This window comes from Pseudolactococcus insecticola (genome assembly GCF_011170065.1).
GTDB lineage: Bacteria > Bacillota > Bacilli > Lactobacillales > Streptococcaceae > Pseudolactococcus > Pseudolactococcus insecticola.
In genome coordinates, this window is the sequence record NZ_BLLH01000004.1 from 88,688 (window position 1) to 111,468 (window position 22,781).

At 42.4% G+C, this 22,781-nt stretch carries 22 protein-coding genes and 1 tRNA gene; 6 read left to right on the plus strand and 17 right to left on the minus strand.

Annotated elements, in window-relative coordinates; all coding sequences use genetic code 11:
* The first annotated feature begins 79 nt into the window (after window positions 1-79).
* Complete coding sequence (locus Hs20B_RS05195; protein WP_172356285.1) at window positions 80-982, plus strand: sulfite exporter TauE/SafE family protein; 903 nt, start codon at window positions 80-82, stop codon at window positions 980-982.
* A gap of 41 nt (window positions 983-1,023) precedes the next feature.
* On the opposite strand, the gene Hs20B_RS05200 is transcribed toward Hs20B_RS05195, so the two are convergent.
* Entirely contained in the window at window positions 1,024-1,707 is a 684-nt protein-coding gene (locus Hs20B_RS05200) for a sortase domain-containing protein (RefSeq protein ID WP_172356287.1), read from the minus strand.
* Window positions 1,708-1,803: 96 nt separating this feature from the next.
* Between Hs20B_RS05200 and Hs20B_RS05205 the strand changes: the two genes are divergently transcribed.
* The gene (locus Hs20B_RS05205; protein WP_172356289.1) at window positions 1,804-2,514 is read left to right on the plus strand and encodes a CPBP family intramembrane glutamic endopeptidase; all 711 of its coding nucleotides are present in this window, start codon (window positions 1,804-1,806) and stop codon (window positions 2,512-2,514) included.
* Between the two features lie 49 nt (window positions 2,515-2,563).
* On the opposite strand, the gene gla is transcribed toward Hs20B_RS05205, so the two are convergent.
* Window positions 2,564-3,448: an aquaglyceroporin Gla gene (gene gla, locus Hs20B_RS05210; RefSeq protein ID WP_172356291.1), complete on the minus strand. Its 885-nt coding sequence runs from the start codon at window positions 3,446-3,448 to the stop codon at window positions 2,564-2,566.
* A 206-nt stretch (window positions 3,449-3,654) separates the two neighbouring features.
* On the opposite strand from gla, the gene Hs20B_RS05215 reads away from it, so the two are divergent.
* Entirely contained in the window at window positions 3,655-5,976 is a 2,322-nt protein-coding gene (locus Hs20B_RS05215) for a Xaa-Pro dipeptidyl-peptidase (RefSeq protein WP_172356293.1), read from the plus strand.
* A gap of 29 nt (window positions 5,977-6,005) precedes the next feature.
* Window positions 6,006-6,713, plus strand: coding sequence for a gamma-glutamyl-gamma-aminobutyrate hydrolase family protein (locus Hs20B_RS05220; protein WP_172356295.1), 708 nt, complete (start codon window positions 6,006-6,008; stop codon window positions 6,711-6,713).
* 36 nt (window positions 6,714-6,749) lie between these two features.
* Here the strand turns inward: Hs20B_RS05220 and gltX are convergent, their stop codons facing one another.
* From gltX to Hs20B_RS05265, 9 genes are all read right to left on the minus strand, one after another.
* Window positions 6,750-8,198 (minus strand): glutamate--tRNA ligase, encoded by a 1,449-nt coding sequence (gene gltX / locus Hs20B_RS05225; RefSeq protein WP_172356297.1) that lies wholly within the window; start codon window positions 8,196-8,198, stop codon window positions 6,750-6,752.
* Window positions 8,199-8,289: 91 nt separating this feature from the next.
* A complete protein-coding gene (gene ispF, locus Hs20B_RS05230) occupies window positions 8,290-8,790 on the minus strand; it encodes a 2-C-methyl-D-erythritol 2,4-cyclodiphosphate synthase (RefSeq protein WP_172356299.1) in 501 nt (166 codons plus the stop codon).
* A complete protein-coding gene (locus Hs20B_RS05235; RefSeq protein WP_172356301.1) occupies window positions 8,777-9,538 on the minus strand; it encodes a TIGR00266 family protein in 762 nt (253 codons plus the stop codon). Before Hs20B_RS05235 ends, ispF begins: the two co-directional genes overlap by 14 nt.
* A gap of 93 nt (window positions 9,539-9,631) precedes the next feature.
* Window positions 9,632-10,312, minus strand: a complete 681-nt coding sequence (gene ispD / locus Hs20B_RS05240) for a 2-C-methyl-D-erythritol 4-phosphate cytidylyltransferase (protein ID WP_172356303.1) — start codon at window positions 10,310-10,312, stop codon at window positions 9,632-9,634.
* The gene (locus tag Hs20B_RS05245) at window positions 10,309-11,373 is read right to left on the minus strand and encodes a PIN/TRAM domain-containing protein (protein WP_172356305.1); all 1,065 of its coding nucleotides are present in this window, start codon (window positions 11,371-11,373) and stop codon (window positions 10,309-10,311) included. Before Hs20B_RS05245 ends, ispD begins: the two co-directional genes overlap by 4 nt.
* Before the next feature lie 102 nt (window positions 11,374-11,475).
* Complete coding sequence (radA, locus tag Hs20B_RS05250) at window positions 11,476-12,837, minus strand: DNA repair protein RadA (protein WP_172356307.1); 1,362 nt, start codon at window positions 12,835-12,837, stop codon at window positions 11,476-11,478.
* Between the two features lie 2 nt (window positions 12,838-12,839).
* Window positions 12,840-13,286 (minus strand): dUTP diphosphatase, encoded by a 447-nt coding sequence (locus tag Hs20B_RS05255; protein ID WP_172356308.1) that lies wholly within the window; start codon window positions 13,284-13,286, stop codon window positions 12,840-12,842.
* A 214-nt stretch (window positions 13,287-13,500) separates the two neighbouring features.
* A complete protein-coding gene (locus Hs20B_RS05260) occupies window positions 13,501-14,601 on the minus strand; it encodes a lactate oxidase (RefSeq protein WP_172356310.1) in 1,101 nt (366 codons plus the stop codon).
* A 105-nt stretch (window positions 14,602-14,706) separates the two neighbouring features.
* Entirely contained in the window at window positions 14,707-15,834 is a 1,128-nt protein-coding gene (locus tag Hs20B_RS05265; RefSeq protein ID WP_172356311.1) for a DNA glycosylase AlkZ-like family protein, read from the minus strand.
* Between the two features lie 163 nt (window positions 15,835-15,997).
* Between Hs20B_RS05265 and Hs20B_RS05270 the strand changes: the two genes are divergently transcribed.
* Window positions 15,998-17,011 carry a YVTN family beta-propeller repeat protein gene (locus tag Hs20B_RS05270; protein WP_172356312.1) on the plus strand — a complete coding sequence of 338 codons (1,014 nt, stop codon included), beginning with the start codon at window positions 15,998-16,000 and terminating at the stop codon, window positions 17,009-17,011.
* On the plus strand, window positions 17,004-18,266 hold the full coding sequence (locus tag Hs20B_RS05275; RefSeq protein ID WP_172356313.1) for an MFS transporter: 1,263 nt from the start codon (window positions 17,004-17,006) through the stop codon (window positions 18,264-18,266). The genes Hs20B_RS05270 and Hs20B_RS05275 overlap by 8 nt, the downstream gene beginning before the upstream one ends.
* A 119-nt stretch (window positions 18,267-18,385) precedes the next feature.
* On the opposite strand, the gene rpmG is transcribed toward Hs20B_RS05275, so the two are convergent.
* The 6 genes from rpmG to Hs20B_RS05305 all read right to left on the minus strand — a co-directional run bounded on the left by rpmG (window position 18,386) and on the right by Hs20B_RS05305 (window position 22,702).
* The gene (rpmG, locus tag Hs20B_RS05280) at window positions 18,386-18,535 is read right to left on the minus strand and encodes a 50S ribosomal protein L33 (protein WP_003135293.1); all 150 of its coding nucleotides are present in this window, start codon (window positions 18,533-18,535) and stop codon (window positions 18,386-18,388) included.
* A gap of 18 nt (window positions 18,536-18,553) precedes the next feature.
* Window positions 18,554-18,721 carry a 50S ribosomal protein L32 gene (gene rpmF, locus Hs20B_RS05285; protein ID WP_003138753.1) on the minus strand — a complete coding sequence of 56 codons (168 nt, stop codon included), beginning with the start codon at window positions 18,719-18,721 and terminating at the stop codon, window positions 18,554-18,556.
* 137 nt (window positions 18,722-18,858) lie between these two features.
* Complete coding sequence (locus Hs20B_RS05290) at window positions 18,859-21,525, minus strand: valine--tRNA ligase (RefSeq protein ID WP_172356314.1); 2,667 nt, start codon at window positions 21,523-21,525, stop codon at window positions 18,859-18,861.
* Between the two features lie 103 nt (window positions 21,526-21,628).
* Window positions 21,629-21,991 (minus strand): hypothetical protein, encoded by a 363-nt coding sequence (locus Hs20B_RS05295; protein ID WP_228407499.1) that lies wholly within the window; start codon window positions 21,989-21,991, stop codon window positions 21,629-21,631.
* A 264-nt stretch (window positions 21,992-22,255) separates the two neighbouring features.
* Window positions 22,256-22,555, minus strand: coding sequence for a YbaB/EbfC family nucleoid-associated protein (locus Hs20B_RS05300; RefSeq protein ID WP_172356315.1), 300 nt, complete (start codon window positions 22,553-22,555; stop codon window positions 22,256-22,258).
* A 61-nt stretch (window positions 22,556-22,616) separates the two neighbouring features.
* Window positions 22,617-22,702 (minus strand) — tRNA-Leu (locus Hs20B_RS05305).
* Window positions 22,703-22,781 lie beyond the last annotated feature (79 nt).

The following is a 22,781-nucleotide window of genomic DNA, read 5'->3' on the forward strand; positions in this document are numbered from 1 at the left end:
TTTTTCTATTTACAATTTTGTGAATTTTCTGTAAAATATAGAGAATAGGCAAATTTCAAAAAAGGACACATTTTTATCCATGACGGAAACTCTGATTTTACAGCTCATTAAACTCCTGCTATTTGCAGCTATCGCCATATTGGTCATCGTGATTTTCACACATACAAGACGCAAAAAGATCAATATCATAGGGACACCAAAGAAATTTTTTACAGCTTTTGTAATTGGTTTTTTTACAGATATGCTTGATACTTGGGGGATTGGCTCTTATGCGACGACGACAACTTTTTTCAAGCTGACCAACTTCATTGATGACGGGGATGATACGAAGCTACCCGGTACCATGAACATCGGCCACGCCATTGCGGTTTTAGTCGAGGCTTTGTTTTTCATCACGGCTGTCAGAGTTGAGATGACGACTTTAATTCCCATGACATCGGCCGCCGTGATTGGTGCTCTGACGGGAACACGACTGACTAAAAACTGGTCTGCAAAGCTCGTACAGCGTGTTTTAGGCCTGCTATTGATTATTGCAGCTATTATCATGGCGCTGCGCATTGCCTTCAATATCGGCGCAGATACGGCGACTAGCGTGCATGGCCTACATGGCATTCTACTTTTTATCGGCGTTATTTTCAACTTTATCCTAGGCGTTCTCATGACCATGGGGCTTGGCAATTACGCGCCTGAGCTCGTTTTCTTCTCACTTGCCGGCGTTAATCCACTCATTGCGCTTCCTGTCATGATGCTTGACGCGGCGATGATCATGTTTTCAGCGGCGCAGGGCTTCATCAAAAAAGATCGTGTTTATTGGAATGGTCTTTTGGGCATGATGATTGGCGGCATCTTAGGCGTTGTCGTTGCGGCAAAAGTCATCACAAACATTGACATCAACCTACTCAAAAAAGCCATGGTCGTGATCGTCATCTATACCGGTATTATGCTGATCCGCACATCATTTATCAAAGCAAGCACAAAATAAAAAATGCACTGACATCTGATAAATGTCGTGCATTTTTTGCTTTAGTTTAGGATAACAAGTAAGTTGACTGTTTTTGACAGACATGTTTGTAAGACTACTTGTTCACGTGAACCTGGTTGTACGATTGTTGGCCAGTAGTCTGTTTTAGGCAATGTTGTTGAAAAAGCATGATCGCCAATCTGCACGATTTTTGTGACGGTATACTGACGGTTTTGGCCTTTGTAGTCATAAACCGTTATTTTTTCGCCAACTTTCATCTTTGTCAAGATTGAAAACAGCCCTGGATTATGTCCGATAAAGTGGGTTGAGCGGTTATCGCGTACATTATTTACCGCCGCACCGCCCCAAGTTGATGCGAGCGTACCAGGTTTCGCGTTTATCAGCGCTTGACCTTTTGCAATTCCGCCATCTTGGTAATCATAGTACTTACCCTGAATGTAGAGTTTACGCTGTAAAGTCGTTTCCGTGTCTGGCAAAAATGAATTATCATCGTCTTGTGACTTCGTAAACTCATCCCCAGTATAATCAGCCCGACTGCGCCCGTAAAGCCCTTTGACAATGTCAGCATTGTACTCACGCATCTGAAGATCCGAGACGTTCGCCGTCAGCTGCTGCTGATAGACAAAGTAACCTCCGATTGGAATCGCGATAATCGCCGCAGCAGCCAAAATAACTAGCCCCAGATTTTTTTTACTCGTGCGAATTTTCTCCAATAATTTAGCCATATTTTTCCTCTTTTCTTTTTACTTATCTTTATAATATAATTTTAACAAGTTTCCCAAAATATTGTTAATGATATACAAAAATGCTATAATATGCCCATGAACTATTTTGATATTATCGAATCTGAAAAGGCTGAACAGGTTGATTTACCTGAAAATGAACCAAAAAAACAGACTTGGCTATCTCGTCTGTCTTATCTACTTTTGTTGCTTTATTGGCAAGTCTCACAAGGCGCTGTTGCGCTTCCGATGGATAGGCATCAGCATTTCCATCTTTGGAAAATTCTTGCATTTTTGCTGATTTTTATCGTCTGCGTCGCCTTATCTTATGACTGGGCACGAAAACATGAATTAATCCCAAAGATCAGCCTGCGCCAATTCCCACTTGGGAAAATTGCGACTGGTTTTGTGCTTATGCTTGTGACCAGTATGATTTCAGGCGTCATCATGAGCTTGACAAAGACTGACACCACTGAAAACCAAGCTGCTGTCGATGCGATTGGTAAGGCATTACCGCCGCTCGTCTTTTTCATCATGACTGTTTCTGCTGGCTTTTTTGAGGAACTTGTCTTTCGAGTTAGCATGTTTGAACTTTTATTTAACAAATGGCCCAAAGTCGCGATGTTTTTTGCCTGGGGGCTCTTTACGGCAGCTCATATGCCGACTGACATTCCGAGCTTTTTAACTTACGGACTCATGAGTCTTGTGCTGACAAGTCTCTATACTAAGTACCGCAATTTCTATCTCAACATGTCCGTCCATTTTCTGTGGAATGCTGTCATTACGCTCGTCTTACTCTTGGGTAAATAAAAAAAGCTTGGCAAATTGACCAAGCTTTTTTATTCATTTTATTTAAAAATTATAAGAAAATGATTTTGAAAAGTGCAACTGCTGCAAGACCAGCCAAGATTGGTGCCACAACTGGTGCCCATGCGTACCACCATTTAGAATCGCCTTTGTTTTCACCAAGGATTGATTTTGGAAGCAAAGCATGCACGATACGAGGACCGAGGTCACGCGCTGGGTTAAGACCAGGACCAGTAGGTCCGCCGAGAGAGGCAACGAGTACCATCACGAGGAAACCAAGTGCTAAGTGAGCAACTGCAAGCGATCCTGAAGACAAACCAATGTAGTTTGAAATTCCGTTTGTCACTTGGTCAGATGCTGACATTTTAGTAATGTCTTGGCCTTGAGCTGTGAGCAATTTAGTGACAGCTGCTTTGATTTCAGCACCAAAGAAGTTATGCGTCAATGCAAGTGCGCCAAAGAACAAAACAAATGACCCAACAAACTCGTTTAGGAAACCATTGATTGTTGCGCCACGGCGTGTTGCTTTTGTGCCGTCATCAACATTATCAATCGTTGAAAATGAACCCAAAATATGGTTTGAGTTAGTCGTTTGCAAGTAGTAAGGACGGTAAACCATGACAAGCACGAGTTGTCCAAACATTGCGCCGAGCAATTGTGCAATGATGTATTGCGCAACGTGTGCCCATGGGAAAAGGCCTGATACTGCAAGACCGAGTGTGAAGGCTGGGTTGATGTGGTTGCCTGAAACGTTACCAAACATCAAAGCGGGAATCATCACGCCACAGCCATAACCCCAGGCAATCGTCATCCAGCCTGAAGCGAATCCTTTAGTTCCTTTGAGGTCAACGTTTGCGACCGCGCCGTTACCGAGAATAATGAGAATCGCTGTTCCGATAAATTCAGCGATGTATTTAGTCATCCATGTTACGTCCATTTTTTGGTGTAATCTCCTTTAAGTAAGTGTAAGTTTTGAGCATTTTGCTCATCTTGAAATATAAGTACTTTACAAGTTTATCAGATTTTCTGCGACATGTAAAGGTTTTGTGAACGTTTTCATTCACTTTTTAGTTCTATTTAAGCCAGTTTTCTTGACAATTTTGATATAATCTTGTTAGATACCCTCATACAAAGGAGATAGACATGACGCGCTTTAACCAGTTTTCTATTATTGATAAGACATTTGACGAAAAACTAGCTGATCTTGCTGGGCTGCGTTTCAAATTTGACACACAGCTAGAAAGTAAGCGCAATCTAAAAAATTGGCTCTTGACAGCGCCTGTTGATCTGACGACGCTTGCAGCAACTGATAGGGAGACGCTCTGGGACTTCCTGCACTCTGACACGCCGCTCACCTGGGATATTTTTTATGCGATTGGCTTACAACTGCTTGATTTTGTGGCGAATTTTGAATTTTCGCTTTCTGACAGCTTGACATTTGCGTCAGATTTGCATTTGCCCACTGTTGATCTGACACAAGACACATCGTCAGAACACGTGATATCCGCCATCTATCTCTTGATGCTCAGCCGCCGCAAGAACGCTATGACGCTGGTCGAGTTTTGGGTGTCAGAAGGCCTGCTGCCGCTTGATAACCACTACCATTTTTTCAACGACAAAAGCCTTGCCACCTTTGATACTGCGCAAACTCTGACGCGTGAATTTGTCTACGTTGAAAGTCCTGTTGACACTGAACGTCGCGGTGACTACGACTTGATAAAAGTTGAGATTATCCGCCCACAGTTTGACGGCAAACTGCCTGTCATCATGACTGCAAGTCCCTATCATCTGGGGACAAACGACCTTGCAAATGATCAAAAACTTCACGATATGGCTGTCCCTTTGACGCAAAAGCCACTTGGCTTTATTGAGATAACAGATGCTGACGATACGGTTGATAGCTTTCCTAACTACGACAAAAAACCTGTGCCAATGGCGAAAAACAACCAAGCGCAAGGGCATTTCACACACGGTTGGACTTATAGTCTCAACGACTATTTTTTAGCACGAGGATTTGCATCTATCTACGTCGCAAGCGTTGGTACGCGCGGTTCTGACGGTTTTATGACGAGTGGTGATTATCAGCAAATCGCAGGTGTTACAGCTGTTATTGATTGGCTAAATGGCAGAGCACGTGCTTTTACCAGCCGTAAAAAAACACACGAGCTCACGGCTGACTGGGCAACTGGTCATGTCGTAATGACTGGCAAGTCCTATCTAGGCACGTTAGCTTACGGCGCTGCAACAACGGGCGTTTCTGGGCTTGATGTCATCATTGCTGAGGCCGGCATCACGAGCTGGTACGACTACTACCGTGAAAATGGTCTCGTTCGCAGTCCTGGCGGCTATCCAGGTGAAGATTTGGACGTCCTTGCTGAGCTGACTTATTCGCGCAATCTTGATGCTGCTGACTTTCTGACTGGCAATGCGACCTACCAAAAACAGTTGGCTGATATGACAACTCAGCTTGATCGTGCGTCAGGCGACTATAACAGTTACTGGCATGCCAGAAACTATCTGCCAAATGCAGATAAAGTGACAGCTGACGTCATTATCGTCCACGGTATGCAAGACTTCAATGTCACCGCACAGCACGCCTTCAAGTTCTGGCACGCTCTGCCGCAACACGTGGTTAAACATGCTTTTCTACATCAGGGCAGCCACGTTTACATCAATAACTGGCAGTCAATTGACTTTTCTGAGACGATTAACGCTTACTTGACAGCTAAACTGCTAGAAAATCCGCTGTCGCTTGACTTACCGCCAGTGATTTGGCAAGAAAATGGTGCTTACCAATCTTTCAAAACACTCGATAACTTCGGTGCTACCAACATTTCTGAAAGTCCGCTTGGTTTTGAAGGCGAGTTTGCAAGCTTTGACAATCACTATGACGACCAGACTTTTGACGGCTACAGCCGTGATTTCAGGCGTTTCAAAACTGATCTTTTTGCTGGCAAGGCAAATGCTGCTGTCATTGACATCAACGTCCCTGAAGATAGCATCATCAACGGTCAGATCGTGCTAAATCTGCGCATCAAGCTAAATGACACCAAGGGCATCCTGTCTGCTCAGATCCTCGACTACGGCAGCAAAAAGCGCCTGAACGACGCGCCAGGCACCCTTGCGCTTAAGGCTATCGACCTCGGACGAAACTTCGCCTACGATGATGTCAAGGACTTGGCGCTTACAGAGATGCCATACAAAGTCGTTACCAAAGGCTTCATGAACCTGCAAAATCGCCAAAATCTGCTTGAGATCAACTCTGTCACGCCTGACGAATGGCTCAAAGTCGAGATGCGTCTTGAGCCTACAATCTACCAGCTCCACGAAAATGACACCCTACGTCTTTTGATTTATAGTACTGATTTTGAACACACCGTCCGTGATAACCGTGACGTTACTTATACGCTAAATCTTGAAAAATCACGCCTTTACGTACCAAAAGAATCAGGCGAATCCAAATGAAATAATCACACTAAAGAAAGCAGACATACATGACAACTATCGGCATTATCGGCACCCAATATCTTAACTTTGAGGAACAACCTTTTCACGAAAATCAAGTCATCTATACGCGGAAAGCCTTTACTGATGCTCTCCAAACGACTGGTGCAACTGTCATCATCATCCCGATTGACGCGCTTGACAAAATTCCTGATTATGTCAGCATGGTGGATAAGATTCTGCTGACAGGTGGTGAAGATGTCGCACCTCAGTTTTACGGCGAGGATCCACACCGCCTGCTAGGTCTTATCAATCCAGACCGTGATGCCTTCGAGATTGCCGTCATCAAAGAAAGTATCAAGCAAAAAAAAGCAGTTTTTGGCGTTTGCCGTGGCATGCAGCTGATGAATGTTGCACTTGGTGGCAGTCTCTATCAGGATTTATCCCTTGCTAGCACAACTGTCAAACACCTGCAAGCTCCGACCAAACAGCAGTTCCCGACGCATTTTGTGGCAGTGGATCAAACCTCATCGCTAAATTTTCTACCAGAGCGCTATCATGTCAATTCTTATCATCATCAGGCGATTCATCGCTTGTCTGACGAGCTTTCAAGCATTGCCACCGCTTCTGACGGCATCATTGAGGCTGTCGAAAATAAAAACAACCGCCTTTTAGCTGTCCAGTGGCATCCTGAAGGAACGTGGGATACGATTGACAGTGAGTTTGCGATTTTCAAGTATTTTGTCGATGTACTCTAAAAAAATGACTTCTCGCATGAGAAGTCATTTTTTATTTTAATCTACAAACTGAGACAAGTGCTTAATCGCCTTGTCTTTTCCTAACAGATAGATCGTATCTGGCAACTCAGGGCCGTGCATTTCGCCTGATACGGCGATTCGGATCGGCATGAAGAGATTTTTCCCTTTGATGCCCGTTTCTTTTTGGACTTCCTTGATCAGCGGGAAGATGTTGTCCTTGACAAAGTCTGCATCCGATAGATTTTCGATTTTTTCTTTGAAGGCTTTGATGACAATCGGTGCAGTTTCAGTCGCAAGAACTTCTTTTGCCGCATCAGTCAACTCAGGAAACTCAGCATAGAACAAATCCGTCAGACCAACGATTTCGTCAACTGACGTCATTTGCGGCTGATAAAGTTCAACTAAGTGTTTTGACTTGTCATCTAAACGCCCTGCTGCCTCAAGAAATGGTTTTGCCATCTCAAAAATCTTGTCCAGATCAGCATTTTTGATATAATCGTTGTCCAACCAGTCCAGTTTCTTCTGGTCAAACGCCGCAGGAGATTTCGACAAACGATTTTCATCAAACAGGTCAATCAATTGCGCTTGAGAGAAAATCTCTTCTTCTCCGCCAGGATTCCAGCCTAACAGGGCAATAAAGTTAAACACCGCTTCAGGCAGATAGCCTTTTTTGCGATAGTCCTCGATAAATTGCAAGGTGTTGGTATCGCGCTTAGACAGCTTTTTACCAGTCTCAGAGTTGATAATCAAGGTCATATGCCCGAACTCAGGCGCATCCCAGCCTAGCGCCTCATAAATCATCAGCTGTTTAGGGGTATTAGCAATATGGTCATCACCGCGAATGACGTGAGAAATCTGCATATCGTGATCATCTACAACCACAGCAAAGTTATATGTCGGATAACCATCACGTTTTTGAATGACCCAATCGCCACCGATGTTCTTACCTTCAAACTCAATATCACCTTTAACAATATCGTTCCAAGTGTAGATAGAGCCTTCTGGCACCTTGATACGAACTGTCGGCACGATGCCAGCTGCTTCACGCTCTGCAATGTATGCAGCCTCATCAGCATCAGAAAGTCCAGCAAACTCGCTAATATAAACAGGGGGCAAGCCTTTTGCTTCTTGTTTTTCGCGGTCAACTGCAATCTCTTCTTCTGTTTTGTAAGACTTATAAGCCTTGCCAGACGCAAGTAATTCATCGATATATTTTTGATAAAGTGGCAGGCGTTCAGACTGACGGTAGTTGTCATGCGTTTCAGGCGACTCATCCCAGTCCATCCCAAGCCAGCGCAAGTTATCAAGCTGTGAACGTTCCCCGTCCTCTACATGACGCTTGCGGTCAGTATCCTCGATACGAATAATGAAATCACCGCCATGATGACGCGCATAGAGGTAGTTAAACAGTGCTGTACGGGCATTCCCGATGTGCAAAAGTCCGGTTGGTGATGGTGCATAACGCACACGAATTTTGTTAGCCATTTTCGTTTTCTCCTTGTTAAATAAACAGTCATCCCTATTTTACCAAAATATCAAAAAAAGCGCTAACTTTGAGTTAGCAACAAATTTTTAATCATTTTTGAGACTCTTTTTCGATGCGACTCAGTAACACAACCGCTTCACTAGCGATTCCCTCACTTCTGCCAATAAAGCCAAGTTTTTCAGTCGTCGTGGCTTTGATATTGATATTTCCAGGTCGCGTATTGAGCACATAAGCGATATTTCCCTTCATGCGCGACAAATGTGGTGACATCTTAGGCTTTTCAGCCATGATAGTCGTGTCAATATTACTAATTTCATAGCCTTGTTCAAGCATTTTTTTGTAAATATCTGACAGAATCTCGGTTGATGCGATACCAAGCGTAGCCGTATCCGTATCAGGAAAGGCATGCCCAATATCACCTAGACCAAGCGCGCCAAGAATCGCATCCGCAATCGCATGCAGTAAAACATCGGCATCAGAGTGCCCCTGTAGTCCTTTTTCAAACGGAATTTTCACCCCACCGATGATCAGATCACGTTTATACACGAGTTGATGAACGTCGTAGCCATGACCAATTCTAAGTGAGTGCATCAAAAATTCCTCCCAAGGCGTTACCAGACGAGCCAGACTTCCCATCCGTCACGATATAATTTTTCAAAATCCCTGCAAACGTCTCAATATTGAGACTTTGAACGTAAACTTCTCCCGTCCCTTGAAAATGATTGACAATCCCCTCGCCAGTGCCAATAGACTGCACAAAGCCATTTTCCAGATGAATATCATAGTCAAGCGTTTCTGACCAAGCAACGACGTGCGCGTTATCAATCGTTATTTCCTGATTTTCCAGGCTGATTTTTTTGATTGACCCAAAAGCATTGACAAGCAAGGTCCCTACACCTTCAGTCGTCATAACGAACAAACCGCCCTGACCACCAAAGAAAGCCCGACCAATACTCTGACGCACCATGCTATACTGCGCACTGCCATCAAGCGCTAGAAAAGCACCATCATTGAGCCGATACTGGTTCTGACCTAGTTCAAGCGCCATGACTTGTCCAGGAGTCGACGGCGCAAGGGCGATTAAGCCTTCATCACTGTTAGAGCTCGCTTTCGTGATAAAAACGCTCTCGCCAGACGTCATCGCACGCCCCGCAGCCTTTAACAATTTGCCAATGCCGCTGCCTTTTGCATTTAACTCGCTATTAAGCGTGACAGCACTGTTGTGATAGACCATACTGCCCCGTTGAATATAGGCAAACTCGCCAGTTTCAAGCGCAATTTCAATCATAGGAAACTGCATATTACTATCTATCGTGTACTTCATCTTATTATCAGACATCCGATACTCCTTTGTTTCAAGCAAATCAATCAAAATAGACTATTTTTTAACTATGACATAGTTCCATTTTACCAGATCATGGGCAAAAAATGGTCATAACTGGCCACGTTTAGCTAAAATCGCCTGACCAACCGTTAAGTCCTCGGGCGTAGTCAGCTTGATATTATCATAAGACCCCATGACGATATCGACAGGTATATCTGAAAATGTCTCAAGCAAACTCGCATCGTCAGTCCCTAGAAAACGTGCTGAAAAAGCTGCCTCATGCGCTGTACGAATGACTGCCGTCTCAAAATACTGAGGGGTTTGCGCACTCCAAAGGTTCTGACGGGGCACAGTATGTGTGATTTTCCCATCGTCAGACTGCTTGATTGTATCCTTTACAGGCACCGCCAAAATTGCATTCTGATGCGTTTTCAAGGCGGAAAGCTCTTTTAGCGTCACAAAAGGTCGCGCGCCATCATGGATCATGACTTGTGATGTGCTCACATGTGCCAAAGCATTTCTGACAGAATCCTGACGCTCCGCGCCCCCCACGACAAACTGAACCTTGTCTGACAATACTGCCAAAAACTGCTCTTTTTCTGCGACTTTACCGACTAAAATGATCTGAGCACAATCTGCATCTGCCAAAAACAAATCCAAAGAATAGGTATAAACCGCTTGACTGTTGAGCGTCAAAAAGATTTTGTTATGCGCAGCACCCATTCGCGTGCCAGAACCCGCAGCCAAGATCACAGCACTATAGCTTTTTTCATTTGGACTGCCCGTCATTGTGCAAGTTCCCCGAAAATCATACGGCCAGCCGACGTTTGAAGTGATTTCGTCACGGCAACTCTCACCGTCTGATCAATCTTATCTGCAGTTTCTTCAACGACAATCATCGTCCCGTCAGCCAAATAACCGATGCCTTGACGACGTTCCGTGCCTTTTTTGACAATGACAAGTTCAAGCGTATCACCAACGAGCAGCTGCGGTTTCACCGCATTTGCAAGGTCATTGATATTGAGCACCTTCACACCCTGGATTTCTGCGACTTTGTTAAGATTAAAGTCATTTGTCACAAGCGCAGCGCCCGTCTCTGACGCATAGCGTAAGAGCTTCGTATCCACCTCATGAATATCCTCGTAATCCTTACCAGAAACAGTTACTTTTGCGATGTCTTTCATTTCATTGACCAAGTCAAGACCCCGTCTACCCTTGGCACGCTTGAGGTTATCGTTACTGTCGGACAGCAATTGCATCTCTAGCAAGACAAAATTTGGCACAATGATCTCGCCATCCAAAAAGCCAGTTTTTAGAATATCGAAAATCCGACCGTCGATCAGAACACTGGTATCCAGCAGTTTGGCATAGTTTTTCTGATGCTTTTTCTTATCAGTATCAGAAGCCGTTTTTTCACTCGTTTTTCTCCTACTGAAAATCTTGAAAATATCCGCCTCACGCCGTGACGAAATGCTATAGCCGACATAAATCGTTAGAATCATCAGCAAAAACGGGACAATTGTCGACAAAATCGGCGTCCGCAAAATCCAAAAGGGAATACTTGCAATGGCACCAATAATCAAGCCAATCACAGCACCGATAAATCCCCAGGTAATTTTTTGAATATTGATTGTTGCAACAGCCTCGTCAATTTTTTCAACAAAGTTCAACAGTAGTCTGATAAATATAAAGGAAAAAATCAGAAAAATAATTGCGCCAACTAAACTATTGACTACTGCGTTATGTTCAAATTGCCTTTGATGCACCAATACCCAAAATTCAGGTAAAAATGAGTCGCCGAGTGTTGCACCGATGACCGCCATCAAGGCATGAATGATGATTCTTCTCATATCATTCTCCTTCTTGTGTAAAATTATTAGATTGAAAAAGTAGTGCAAATTGAAAACGATTGCACTACCCTAGTTTACCATATTTTATTTAAAAAATCTTCATTAACCAAAAACCTTTTGCAAGACTTCGGTTAATGTCGTGACGCCAACCGCTTCAATACTTGCTGGGATCTCAAGACCTGTCAGCGAATTTTTCGGTACATATATTTTTTTGAAACCTAGTTTTGCCGCCTCATTGATCCGACTTTCGATGCGATTAACACGGCGAATCTCACCAGTCAGGCCGATCTCGCCTATAAATGCAACATCTGGCGACGTCGGAATTTCCTTATAGCTTGACGCAATTGCAACGGCAACCGCAAGGTCAATCGCTGGTTCATCAAGTTTGACACCCCCCGCAGATTTGAGATAGGCGTCCTGATTTTGTAGCAAAAGATTGGCACGCTTTTCAAGTACTGCCATGAGCAGGCTGACACGGTTAAAGTCAAGGCCTGCTGTCGTTCGCTTGGCGTTACCAAACACAGTCGGCGTCACAAGCGCCTGAATTTCAACCAAAATCGGCCGCGTCCCTTCCATCGACACAACGATAGCAGAGCCCGTCGCACCAGCTAAGCGCTCTTCTAAAAATATCTCGCTGGGATTTGTCACCTCAACTAAGCCCTGCGACTGCATCTCAAAAATACCGATTTCATTTGTCGAGCCAAAGCGATTTTTGACCGCCCGCAAAATCCGAAAAGTATGCTGCCGCTCACCTTCAAAATACAAAACGGTATCTACCATATGTTCAAGCATCCGTGGTCCCGCAAGGCTACCTTCTTTTGTCACATGTCCCACGATGAAAGTTGCGATATTATTGGTTTTAGCAATCTGGAGCAGCTCCGCTGTGACTTCCCGTACCTGACTGACAGAACCTTGAACACCTGTTATTTCAGGACTCATCACGGTTTGAATCGAGTCAATCACCAGAAAATCTGGCTGTAATTTCTCAATTTCAGCACGAACGTTTTGCATATTGTTTTCGGCATAGAGATAAAAGTCTGAGTCCAAATCACCCAAGCGCTCTGCACGCATCTTGATTTGTTGCGCCGACTCCTCGCCTGACACATAAAGTACGCGCCCACGATTGGCCAGCTGAACCGACACTTGTAGCAGGATTGTAGACTTACCGATACCCGGATCGCCACCAATCAAAATCATGCTCCCTGGTACTACACCGCCGCCTAGCACACGGTTGAACTCGTCCATATCAGTCAAAATCCGTGGTGTTTCAAGGCTTTCGACTTCTCCAAGTTTGATTGGTCGCGTCTTTTCTCCTGTGATTGTCACGCGCGCATTTTTGACTTCCTGCGTCTCAACTTCTTCGACAAAAGAGTTCCACGCGCCACAATTGGAACAACGTCCCATATATTTTGGTGACTGGTAGCCACATGATTGGCAGACAAACTTTGATTTTACTTTTGCCATTTTTATTTACCTGTACTGCCAAAGCCGCCAAGTCGCGTGCCGTGTGCTGTATCATCATCTGCCATCAAAAACGGCGCAAACACACCTTGTACGATACGCTCGCCTTTTTCAACCGTGACAGGTTCGTCCGTAATATTTTTCATTTGGGCAAAAATATGCCCTTCATTATCAGGATTGCCATAATAATCGCCGTCAATGACGCCAACGCTGTTAATCAGCACCAAGCCCTTTTTTCGTGGGTTAGAGGACCTATCATAGAGATAGAGCACTTCCCCAGACTGCATATAGGCCTTGATTCCCGTTGGAATCAGCTTAATCTCGCCTGGTGCAAGCACAATTGTTTCAGCTGCCTGAAAATCATAGCCAGCCGCATGCGCCGTCGTCCTCACAGGCAAGCTCACACTAGCTGCTTGATAGGCTGTTACGATTTCAAATCCACGTTTTGTCATGTTTATCTCCTGTTTCTATCTCACGAATCATATCTTTGGTTAATGTCCTTATTCTATTATACGAAAAAAGCCGAGAAAAATCTCAGCTCTTTTCTAAAAAGGGAGTTTTATGAAGATTAGGAAGGGTAACCTAATCATTTTAAGGATGATTCTATCATAGCAAACCCGGTTTAGTTTGTCACGTTTGAAGTATAAAATGGAATCATTTTTTAGATTAGTCAATCAAGTCAGTTGTTTTGATTTCAGCGATATTTTTTGTACCAGCAAGCTGCATCGTGATAGACAATTCCTTGTTCAAATGTTCAATCACTGATTGCACACCTTGTGCGCCACCAAGATTTAGACCGTAAAGGACTGGACGGCCAACAGCTACCAGGTCAGCACCTTGTGCAATCGCTTTGAAAACATGTTCACCACGACGAACACCAGAGTCAAAGACGATTGGCACACGTTTAGCGACAGCAGATGCAATGGCTGGCAAAGTTTCGATAGAGGCTGGACCACCGTCAAGTTGACGACCGCCGTGATTGGAAACCCAGATACCATCAGCTCCTGCATCAATAGCAGCTGACGCATCTTCTGCAGATTGCACGCCTTTGACAAGGACTGGAAGCCCTGTGATATCTTTGATTTTTTTGATATCTTCTAACACAAGGCCTTGTTTAGCAGCCGCATAGATTTCGCCGATGCCTTTACCCACACCGTCGCTTTCTGAAAATGCTGCAAGGTTTGGCATAGGAAGTGGAAACTCAAAGCCGTTGATGACATCTTCTTCACGGTATCCGCCAAGTGTTGAGTCAGCAGTCAAGATGATGGCTTTCACGCCAGCAGCAACTGCTTTTTTAAGCAAAAATTCGTTAAACTGATCATCTTTACTCATGTAAAGTTGGAAAAATTGCGGTGCACCAGGTGCTGCAGCGGCAGCATCTTCTACTGACGTGCTACCGTATGTTGAGATTGAAAAGAGTGAGCCAACTTCGGCCATGGCTTTCGCCGTATCAACTTCTCCCGCCATATGCGCCAAACCTTGCGCCGCAACTGGTGCTTGGATGATTGGCGTTTTCAGGTCAATACCGAAAATCGATGTTGACAAATCAGCTGAATCAACGCCACGCAAAACACGTGGGACGATTTTTTTGTCATTAAAGGCACGTGTGTTTTCAGACATTGTCCACTCGTCTTCGGCACCGCCACGGATATAGCCAAATGCACCTTTGTTCCCTTGCGCTTCCATGCGCGCTTTCACTTTTCCTTCAAGGGATTTGATGTTCACGATAGCGACTTTTTGTTCGTCCGTACTTGTTGTGTAAGCCATAAGTTCACCTCTGTTTTTTTATAAGTATTTTCTGTGTCGTTTACAAAAGTAAACGTTAAATTTATTTTACCACTTCTTGTTTGGATGTCAATGAATTTGATTTTCCTATAAAATAACTATGCCTTCTTCCCAGCTAATCTCATCCATGTTAGTAAACGCTTTAAACTCTTGTAAATTTTCTTCAATGTCTGGCAGATATTTTTTCATAGTCATTGACTTTAATGTTAATTGTTTGACTAGCAAAGTCTTTGTTTTATCGTTTACTTTTAGATCTATCGCCCCTACAATCTCATCACCCACCAAGATAGGCAAGGCAAAATAGCCAAATTTTCTTTTATTTTTTGGCATATAGCTTTCTAGTTTATAGTCAAAATCAAACAGGCGATTCAATCGTACCCTGTCTTTAATCGCATTATCAAATGGTGATAAAAACTTGCATGCCATGTCCCTATCAACTCCCTTCACGTCCATTAGCTTCTCATCTTCTGGCAATATATAGTAATCTTCTCCCTCATATTGCCCAGCAAGCATTATCTGATGCTGTTTTGACAGCCTGGAAATCGCATTTTCAAGATCTTTTACTTTGAGATTAAAATATCTCTTCATATCGTCAAATGTAGCAAGGCCAATATTTTGCAGGCTCAATAAAACAAAATGAGCCATCATTTGTTCTGAAATTTCTGTCTGAGACAAGTGGCTTTCTTGCACTTCTGTTTTTAGCGTATATAATTTATTAAATTTTTCATTTCTAGAAATCTTCAATAACCCTGCTCGCCATAAGGCGTTCGTGACAACGTCTTTATCAGACATATCCCAATTTTCTTTTTTATGAGAGAGGGTACTTTTTTCTTCTGTCAATAACTTGAACTGTTTGATATAGTTATCTTTTTCGTTTGTCGCTTCTAGTTTTTTATATCTTGAGCTATGCAGCAGATGTGTTAGCTCATGATGACTAGGCACCAAAGATAGGGCATGAAGATAGAGTTCAGCTGCAAAATCCTCTTTGTATAATTTCAAATAATCGTTGATCTTATAGCTTTTATCCCGATTATAAAAAAATATGTCCTGACTTCTTGCAGACATGACACGCATGCTATCAAGCTGCACAAAACCTAGAGAATTGATGAGTTGTTTCATAGTTGCTTCACTATTATTATCACTAGGTGATAATGTCAATATTGGAAATTGTTTTTTTAATTGTAACTTTTTAATATCACGGTTATTGAAAGCCATGCGAACCACCTTATTTTTAAATTTTTATTAGATAGAAAAAGAAATCAAATTATTATCAACTCATTATATATTATGATAACATAATATTGTTAGTATAATAATGTAATAATTTTGCTTTATTTTATTGACAAATGAGAATCAACTGTCTAAAGGAGACAAAATTATGAGCAAATTTGCTTTTGTAACAAACACTGATTCAAACACACTTTCTGTAGTAGACCTCCAAACTACAGAAGAATTAAAACAGATAGACATTGGGGAGAGTCCCCGAGGTGCTATGGCTGTTGACAAAGTACGAGGTTATGGTTTTGTCTCAAATTGTGCTGGAAATACCATTTCAGTTATCAACATTTTAGAAGCAGAGTCACAAGGAGAAATTGAAGTAGGACTAGCGCCTCGGGGAGTAGATATTTCTCCTGATAATAAGTGGTTATTTGTTGCTAATTCTGGAAGCGCTACCGTTACTATTATTGATCTATCTACGCATGAAGTAGTTCATACTGTTGCTGTTGAAAGAAACCCTCGCCAGTTACAGGTTTCCCCAAATGGCAAGTTTGTAAGTGTTCCTAATTTTGGATCGGATTCCATCAGCATTATAAATGTGGATAATTCTAATATTAAAAATACAAAAAACATTGCTAATATCAATTTAGGAAAATATACACGACCTTATCATGCATTTCCAAGTGAAGATGGTCAACTTGTATTTACTGCAAATACATTCTCTCATACCGTTTCTGTGGTATCAGTTGCAGATAAAAAAGTTATAAAAACTATTTCTGTAGGTTATAACCCACGAGCAGTTATCACTGAGCCCTCTGGCAAATACCTAATTGTTAGTGCTGAAGCATCAAATGCTCTATGTATCATTGATAGACAAACCTACCAAGAAATTAAACGTATTGATGTTGGTGCAACACCACGAGGAATGGATATCAATACGGATAATAACACTGTTTGTTCAACCAGTTTTCAACGAAACCATCTCTTTGGTGCTCCCTCTTTAGGAAGCACAGATGCAAGTGGCGATTCAGTTACCGTTATATCACTTGATACTTTAACTAGAGTGGGTAACCTCCCTTCTGGATTAGGTGCTTGTAGTGTTAAAATTATTGAGACAGATGATGTGATCAATGGAGAACTGATAGAAGCTAATTTAAATTTAGTGTATGTATAATATTATGGGGAAATATATTAATTTATTTCATAGCAAGTCATTCTCCAAATTTTTTATAGGTATAAATTTCACTAACTTCAGCCAATTTTTAGTCAATATAACAATTGCTTGGATGATTTATGAAAAAACTAACCAACCCTTCTTAATAGCGATTTATGGCGTATTGACCCAAGTGCCGTCAGTATTATTTGGAGCGTTATGTGGCTATATTATTGATAAGTTTGGCTCTTTTAAAGTTATTTCCGTGGGTGTTTTTATAAAATCAATAATATTTATGACTTTATTTTTACTGCCACTTACTGATAATTTTGGGAATATTCTATCTATCATTATTTTGTTAATCATAAATAGTGCGATAACTCCTATTATTTCACTTTGTACCTCAATCATACCCAATCAGTTATTTAATGATAACCAACTAATATCTGCAAATTCTATTATCAATATCTTTTTCGATGTTGCTTTTATAGCTGGTTCAATCATTACTGGTATTGTCTCTTCAAATGCCAACGAAAAAAATGCTTTTCTGATTGCTTCACTATTATTTTTATTTTCATCATTCCTATTTATTAAGTCTCAAATCAATACAGGTTTTGATAATACGAACTTTAATAAAAATAAAAAAGCTAAAACATCTATTAAACAAGGATTAGTATTTTTGATTACAAATAAAACTGTGTTCTATTTGTTTATCGCAACTTTCCTTTGGAACTTACTTGTTTGGGGAATGCTTCCAATTGTTATTCCCGTTTTTTCAAAACAAGTTTTATCGGGTGGAGCATATCTATTTGGTTGGTTAAATTCTGCAATTTCTATCGGCATAATTATCGGCTCAATAATTGTAGGAACCCTATCAACAAAATGGAGTACCCCTAGATCAATCTATTACTTTATTATTTTTCAGGGGATATTTCTTATAATTTTTGGGCTCCAAAGTAAATCAATAGTCTCTATTTCTATTTTAATACTTTCAGGTATTTTCTCAGCTCCAGTAATGATTTATAAATCGACCATTCTCCAGCGCATGATTCCTGAAAATATGCAAGGACAAGTATTTTCTATAATTGGAACTATGGTCTCAATCACTTACCCTCTAGGTGGTTTTATCGTAGGTTTTATAGCTGATTTAATCCCTCAAAATAAAATTGGAGGAACGATTGTTATAAGTGCTACAATTATGATAATAGTGACCGCTTTTTTCTTATTGCTTGATAGAAAGGAAAATACAAAACCTGTATTAAATGGCTCAAAGTAGAAGGTTATGATATGTAAGAAACACCAGAATAGAAAAATATTTTGGTGTTTTATTATTCAACAATATTTACAAAAAAAGCTTCAGAAACAGACGTTCCTAAAGCTTTTTTCAATGTTGACTTATTTTACTTCTTTAAAAATCACGTGTTTACGCAATTTTGGAGAGTATTTTTTAAGTTCAAGACGGTCAGGGTTGTTACGTTTGTTTTTTTGAGTAAGGTACAAACGTTCGCCAGATTCTTTGTGTTCAAGAGTAATATTTACGCGCATCTTAGTTTGTCCTTTCTATTATTTCGTAACTTTTTTGCCTTTGTAATATCCTTTGAGGGATACACGGTGGCCACGGCTATAATCACCAGTAGTTTCGTCGAAAGAAACTGTTGGTGCAGTCATTTTGTAGTGCGTACGACGCTTGTTTTTCTTAGATTTCGATGTGTGACGTGCAGGTACTGCCATTGTCTTAAATCTCCTTTTGTTTTTCTAAATGTTGCCTTGATTTCTCAATACTTATCTATTCTAACAAAGTCTCGCTCAGAAATCAAGCATTTTTGTCAAGTATTTTTACTTGACACGATGTGTCACATAAAAACGGCTTACAAACTTTCAAGTTCCTTGATACGCGCCTGTGTCGTATCATATTTTGCTTGATAGTCAGCCTGTTTAGCTTTTTCTTTTTCAACGACCTCGGCTTTGGCATTTGCGACAAATTTTTCATTTGACAGCTTGCGCGATACCATGTCAAGCTCTTTTTGCCATTTGGCAAGTTCTTTTGTCAGACGTGCCACTTCGTCAGAAATGTTGATCAAGCCTGCAAGCGGCAAGTAGAGTTCTACATTTGACAAAATCGCCGTCATAGCCTGTGCTGGTGCTGAAATATTCGCTGAGATCTCAAGCGTCTCAGGATTTGTGAAACGTGTCAGATAGTTGGTATTTTCCTTTAGGAAAGCTTCAATCTCTGCATTTTCAGTCTTGATCAAAATCGGCACGGCCTTACTTGGCGCCGTGTTGACCTCTGCGCGAATGTTTCGGACAGACTTGATGATGTCTTTTAACACCTCAACGCCGCGTACCGCAGCCTCATCAGTGAAGGCTTCACGCACCTCAGGATAGCTTGCAACAACAATGCTACCTTCAATCAAGCCAAGATTTTCCGAAATTTCTTCTGTGACAAATGGCATGATTGGGTGGAGCAGGCGCAGGATTTGGTCGAGTACGTAAACAAGCACACTGCGCGTCACGTCCTTTTCAGCCGCATCTTCGCCATACAAAACTTCCTTGGTCAGCTCGACATACCAGTTGGCAAAGTCTTCCCAGATGAAGTTGTAAAGGCTACGTCCAGCTTCGCCAAACTCAAACTTATCAAAGTTTTTCGTCACATTTTCAACCGTCTCGTTGAGTTTCGTCAGAATCCAACGATCAGTTACATTGCCAGCTGTTTTACCTGCTACTTTGTCAATGTTTGCTAGGGTTTCTGACGGCGTGAGCGATTCCTTGTTCATAATGATATAGCGAGAAATGTTCCAGATTTTGTTAATGAAATTCCAGGCAGCATCCATTTTTTCGTATGAAAAACGCACGTCTTGACCTGGCGCGGAACCATTTGACAGGAACCAACGAAGTGCATCAGCGCCATATTTTTCGATGACGTCCATGGGATCAATACCGTTGCCCAGAGATTTAGACATTTTACGGCCTTCTTCGTCACGAATGAGCCCATGGATCAAGACATTTTCAAATGGCCGCTCGCCAGTAAATTCAAGGCTTTGGAAGATCATACGGCTCACCCAGAAAAAGATGATGTCGTAGCCTGTCACGAGTGTTGACGTTGGAAAATAACGCTTGAAGTCAGCTGCTTCTTCGTCAGGCCACCCCATCGTTGAAAACGGCCAGAGCGCTGATGAAAACCAGGTATCAAGCACGTCAGGATCCTGCGTCCAGCCGTCCCCTTCAGGCGCTGTCATACCAACATACATCTCACCTGATTCGTTGTACCATGCGGGTATTTGGTGTCCCCACCAAAGTTGACGCGAAATCACCCAGTCGTGCACATTTTCCATCCATTGTGTGAATGTATCGTTGAAACGTGGCGGGAAAAATTCGACCTTGTTATCTGTTTTTTGGTTATCAATGGCAGCTTTTGCCAGATCTTCCATCTTGACAAACCACTGCGTTGACAAGCGTGGCTCAACAACCACACCCGTCCGCTCAGAATGTCCAACTTCATGGCGAATCGGCTCAACTTTGATCAATTGACCCAGATTTTTAAGTCCAGCCACAATCTGCTTACGTGCTTCAAAACGATCCAGACCGTTAAATTCACCGCCGACTTCGTTGATTGTGCCGTCATTGTTCATCATGTTGATCATTGGCAGATTTGCGCCCTTACTGTTGAGGCGCTCAACTACGTCAAAGTCATTTGGATCATGAGCAGGCGTGATTTTAACCACCCCTGTCCCTTTTTCCATGTCTGCGTGATCATCCGTCAGAACAGGAATTTCACGATTGACAAAAGGCACGATGACGGTTTTTCCGACGATATTTTTATAGCGATCATCATTTTCATTGACAATGACTGCCACGTCGCCGAGCAATGTTTCAGGACGCGTGGTTGCAATCTCGACCTCGCCTGATCCGTCAGCCAGTTTGTAGGTCATGTGGTAAAATGCGCCGTCGATCTCTTTGTGAATGACTTCAATATCAGAAAGCGCCGTCATGGCCTTAGGATCCCAGTTGATCAGCTTTTCGCCACGGTAAATCCAGCCTTTTTCATAGAGCTTGACAAATACTGTGCGCACGGCTTGGTTGAGGCCTTCGTCAAGCGTGAAACGCTCACGAGAATAGTCCAGAGATAGCCCCATCTTTCCCCATTGCGTCTTGATCGTCGCTGCATACTCGTCTTTCCACTCCCAAGCTTTGTCTAGGAATTTTTCGCGTCCCAGATCATAGCGTGAGATGCCTGACTCTGCTAGACGCGCCTCAACTTTTGCTTGCGTCGCAATCCCCGCGTGGTCCATCCCAGGCAGCCAAAGCGTATCATAGCCTTGCATGCGCTTTGCACGGATGATAATGTCTTGCAACGTCGTGTCCCAGGCATGTCCTAGATGGAGCTTGCCTGTAACGTTTGGCGGTGGGATGACGATGCTGTAAGGCGCTGCATCTGGATTGGCAGACGGCGTGAAAACGCCAGCAGCAAGCCATTTTTCATAGCGTCCTGCTTCTACTTCTGTTGGGTTAAATTTTGTTGAGAGTTCTTTTGTCATGTTTTATTGCTCCTTATTATGTGTGGTAACGAAAAACGATAGCCATTTTTCATGTGTTTATTAGTTCAACATAGTACTACTTTTTCTTTTACAACTCATTTCTCTAATCCCCATCAACACGCGCCTTCACCTTCAACCCATCAATTTTGGCATGTAGTTTTGCGATTTCTTGCATGAGTTCGTTTTGGTGTTTCTTTTGTCTCGCGTGAATGCTTGCGCTGGTGCCTGCTGCGATGGACGCACCAAGCGCCGAGAGAACATTGGTATAATTACCCAATATCAGCTGAGCGTTGGCTGACGGGGCGAGAAATTTCAGCTGCGACAGTAACCCCAACCCGCCAAAAATAACGAGGTAAATAAACAAAAAGAGATAGATATACAGCGAGACGGTACTGCTTAGCGCCGTTGGGATAAATGATAAGATTTTCCTCATTTTTGACGTGTGTGCTTGTGATTCATCTGCCATATTTGTCTCCTTCTAACAAAAAAAGCGTCCCAAATCTCTACAGATTAGGACGCTTTCACGTGGTACCACCTAAATTGCCTGCCAATCCAGCAAGCCACTCAATTTTTATCTCATTTGCCAAAAAGCAACAGTGACACAGGCGATTGCGAGATTTTCAGCTACCTCTCGCTCTCTTGGCTAAAATCGCGTATTTCTGCCACACTCTCTTTGTTTGACTATATTCTACCAAATTACGGACTTGACGTCAAATCGCCTTCCCTAACGTCAGAATGGTAAACCTTTTGTGAATTTACCCATTTTTTGCTCAGTTGTTTTGTCAATCTCAACAAGTGCGGCATTCACGGCTTGGGCAATCATGTCTGACAAGGTTTCCTTGTCCTCAGGATCAATCAGATCTGTTGCGATGTCGATAGTTGTCAGTTTGCGATCGCCAGTAAATGCGACTTTGACCAAATCTTGTGCAGAAGTCCCATAAAATGTTGTTGACTCAATCTCAGCCTGTGCAACTTTCATATTTTTTTGTAAATCTTGGGCTTGTTTCATCATTTTTTGCATGTTCATCATAGTAATCAAAAATCTCCTAATTTTTATAATAAAAAAACCGAGCGCATGGCTCGGCGATTAGTGCGGAGAAAGGGACTTGAACCCTCACCAGGAAAATTCCCGACAGGATCCTTAATCCTGCGCGTCTGCCAATTCCGCCATCTCCGCGAAACAGTACTCTCCTAGTATATCAAAGTAGCCGTTTTTCGTCAATAGAAAATATGACTTTTCTTGAAAAAATTTTGCG

Excerpts from the sequence above, each read along its gene's own strand:
- Hs20B_RS05195 (WP_172356285.1), top strand. The coding sequence starts at position 80 with ATGACGGAAACTCTGATTTTACAGCTCATTAAACTCCTGCTATTTGCA.
- Hs20B_RS05200 (WP_172356287.1), bottom strand. The coding sequence starts at position 1,707 with ATGGCTAAATTATTGGAGAAAATTCGCACGAGTAAAAAAAATCTGGGG.
- Hs20B_RS05205 (WP_172356289.1), top strand. The coding sequence starts at position 1,804 with ATGAACTATTTTGATATTATCGAATCTGAAAAGGCTGAACAGGTTGAT.
- gla (WP_172356291.1), bottom strand. The coding sequence starts at position 3,448 with ATGGACGTAACATGGATGACTAAATACATCGCTGAATTTATCGGAACA.
- Hs20B_RS05215 (WP_172356293.1), top strand. The coding sequence starts at position 3,655 with ATGACGCGCTTTAACCAGTTTTCTATTATTGATAAGACATTTGACGAA.
- Hs20B_RS05220 (WP_172356295.1), top strand. The coding sequence starts at position 6,006 with ATGACAACTATCGGCATTATCGGCACCCAATATCTTAACTTTGAGGAA.
- gltX (WP_172356297.1), bottom strand. The coding sequence starts at position 8,198 with ATGGCTAACAAAATTCGTGTGCGTTATGCACCATCACCAACCGGACTT.
- ispF (WP_172356299.1), bottom strand. The coding sequence starts at position 8,790 with ATGCACTCACTTAGAATTGGTCATGGCTACGACGTTCATCAACTCGTG.
- Hs20B_RS05235 (WP_172356301.1), bottom strand. The coding sequence starts at position 9,538 with ATGTCTGATAATAAGATGAAGTACACGATAGATAGTAATATGCAGTTT.
- ispD (WP_172356303.1), bottom strand. The coding sequence starts at position 10,312 with ATGACGGGCAGTCCAAATGAAAAAAGCTATAGTGCTGTGATCTTGGCT.
- Hs20B_RS05245 (WP_172356305.1), bottom strand. The coding sequence starts at position 11,373 with ATGAGAAGAATCATCATTCATGCCTTGATGGCGGTCATCGGTGCAACA.
- radA (WP_172356307.1), bottom strand. The coding sequence starts at position 12,837 with ATGGCAAAAGTAAAATCAAAGTTTGTCTGCCAATCATGTGGCTACCAG.
- Hs20B_RS05255 (WP_172356308.1), bottom strand. The coding sequence starts at position 13,286 with ATGACAAAACGTGGATTTGAAATCGTAACAGCCTATCAAGCAGCTAGT.
- Hs20B_RS05260 (WP_172356310.1), bottom strand. The coding sequence starts at position 14,601 with ATGGCTTACACAACAAGTACGGACGAACAAAAAGTCGCTATCGTGAAC.
- Hs20B_RS05265 (WP_172356311.1), bottom strand. The coding sequence starts at position 15,834 with ATGGCTTTCAATAACCGTGATATTAAAAAGTTACAATTAAAAAAACAA.
- Hs20B_RS05270 (WP_172356312.1), top strand. The coding sequence starts at position 15,998 with ATGAGCAAATTTGCTTTTGTAACAAACACTGATTCAAACACACTTTCT.
- Hs20B_RS05275 (WP_172356313.1), top strand. The coding sequence starts at position 17,004 with ATGTATAATATTATGGGGAAATATATTAATTTATTTCATAGCAAGTCA.
- rpmG (WP_003135293.1), bottom strand. The coding sequence starts at position 18,535 with ATGCGCGTAAATATTACTCTTGAACACAAAGAATCTGGCGAACGTTTG.
- rpmF (WP_003138753.1), bottom strand. The coding sequence starts at position 18,721 with ATGGCAGTACCTGCACGTCACACATCGAAATCTAAGAAAAACAAGCGT.
- Hs20B_RS05290 (WP_172356314.1), bottom strand. The coding sequence starts at position 21,525 with ATGACAAAAGAACTCTCAACAAAATTTAACCCAACAGAAGTAGAAGCA.
- Hs20B_RS05295 (WP_228407499.1), bottom strand. The coding sequence starts at position 21,991 with ATGGCAGATGAATCACAAGCACACACGTCAAAAATGAGGAAAATCTTA.
- Hs20B_RS05300 (WP_172356315.1), bottom strand. The coding sequence starts at position 22,555 with ATGATGAACATGCAAAAAATGATGAAACAAGCCCAAGATTTACAAAAA.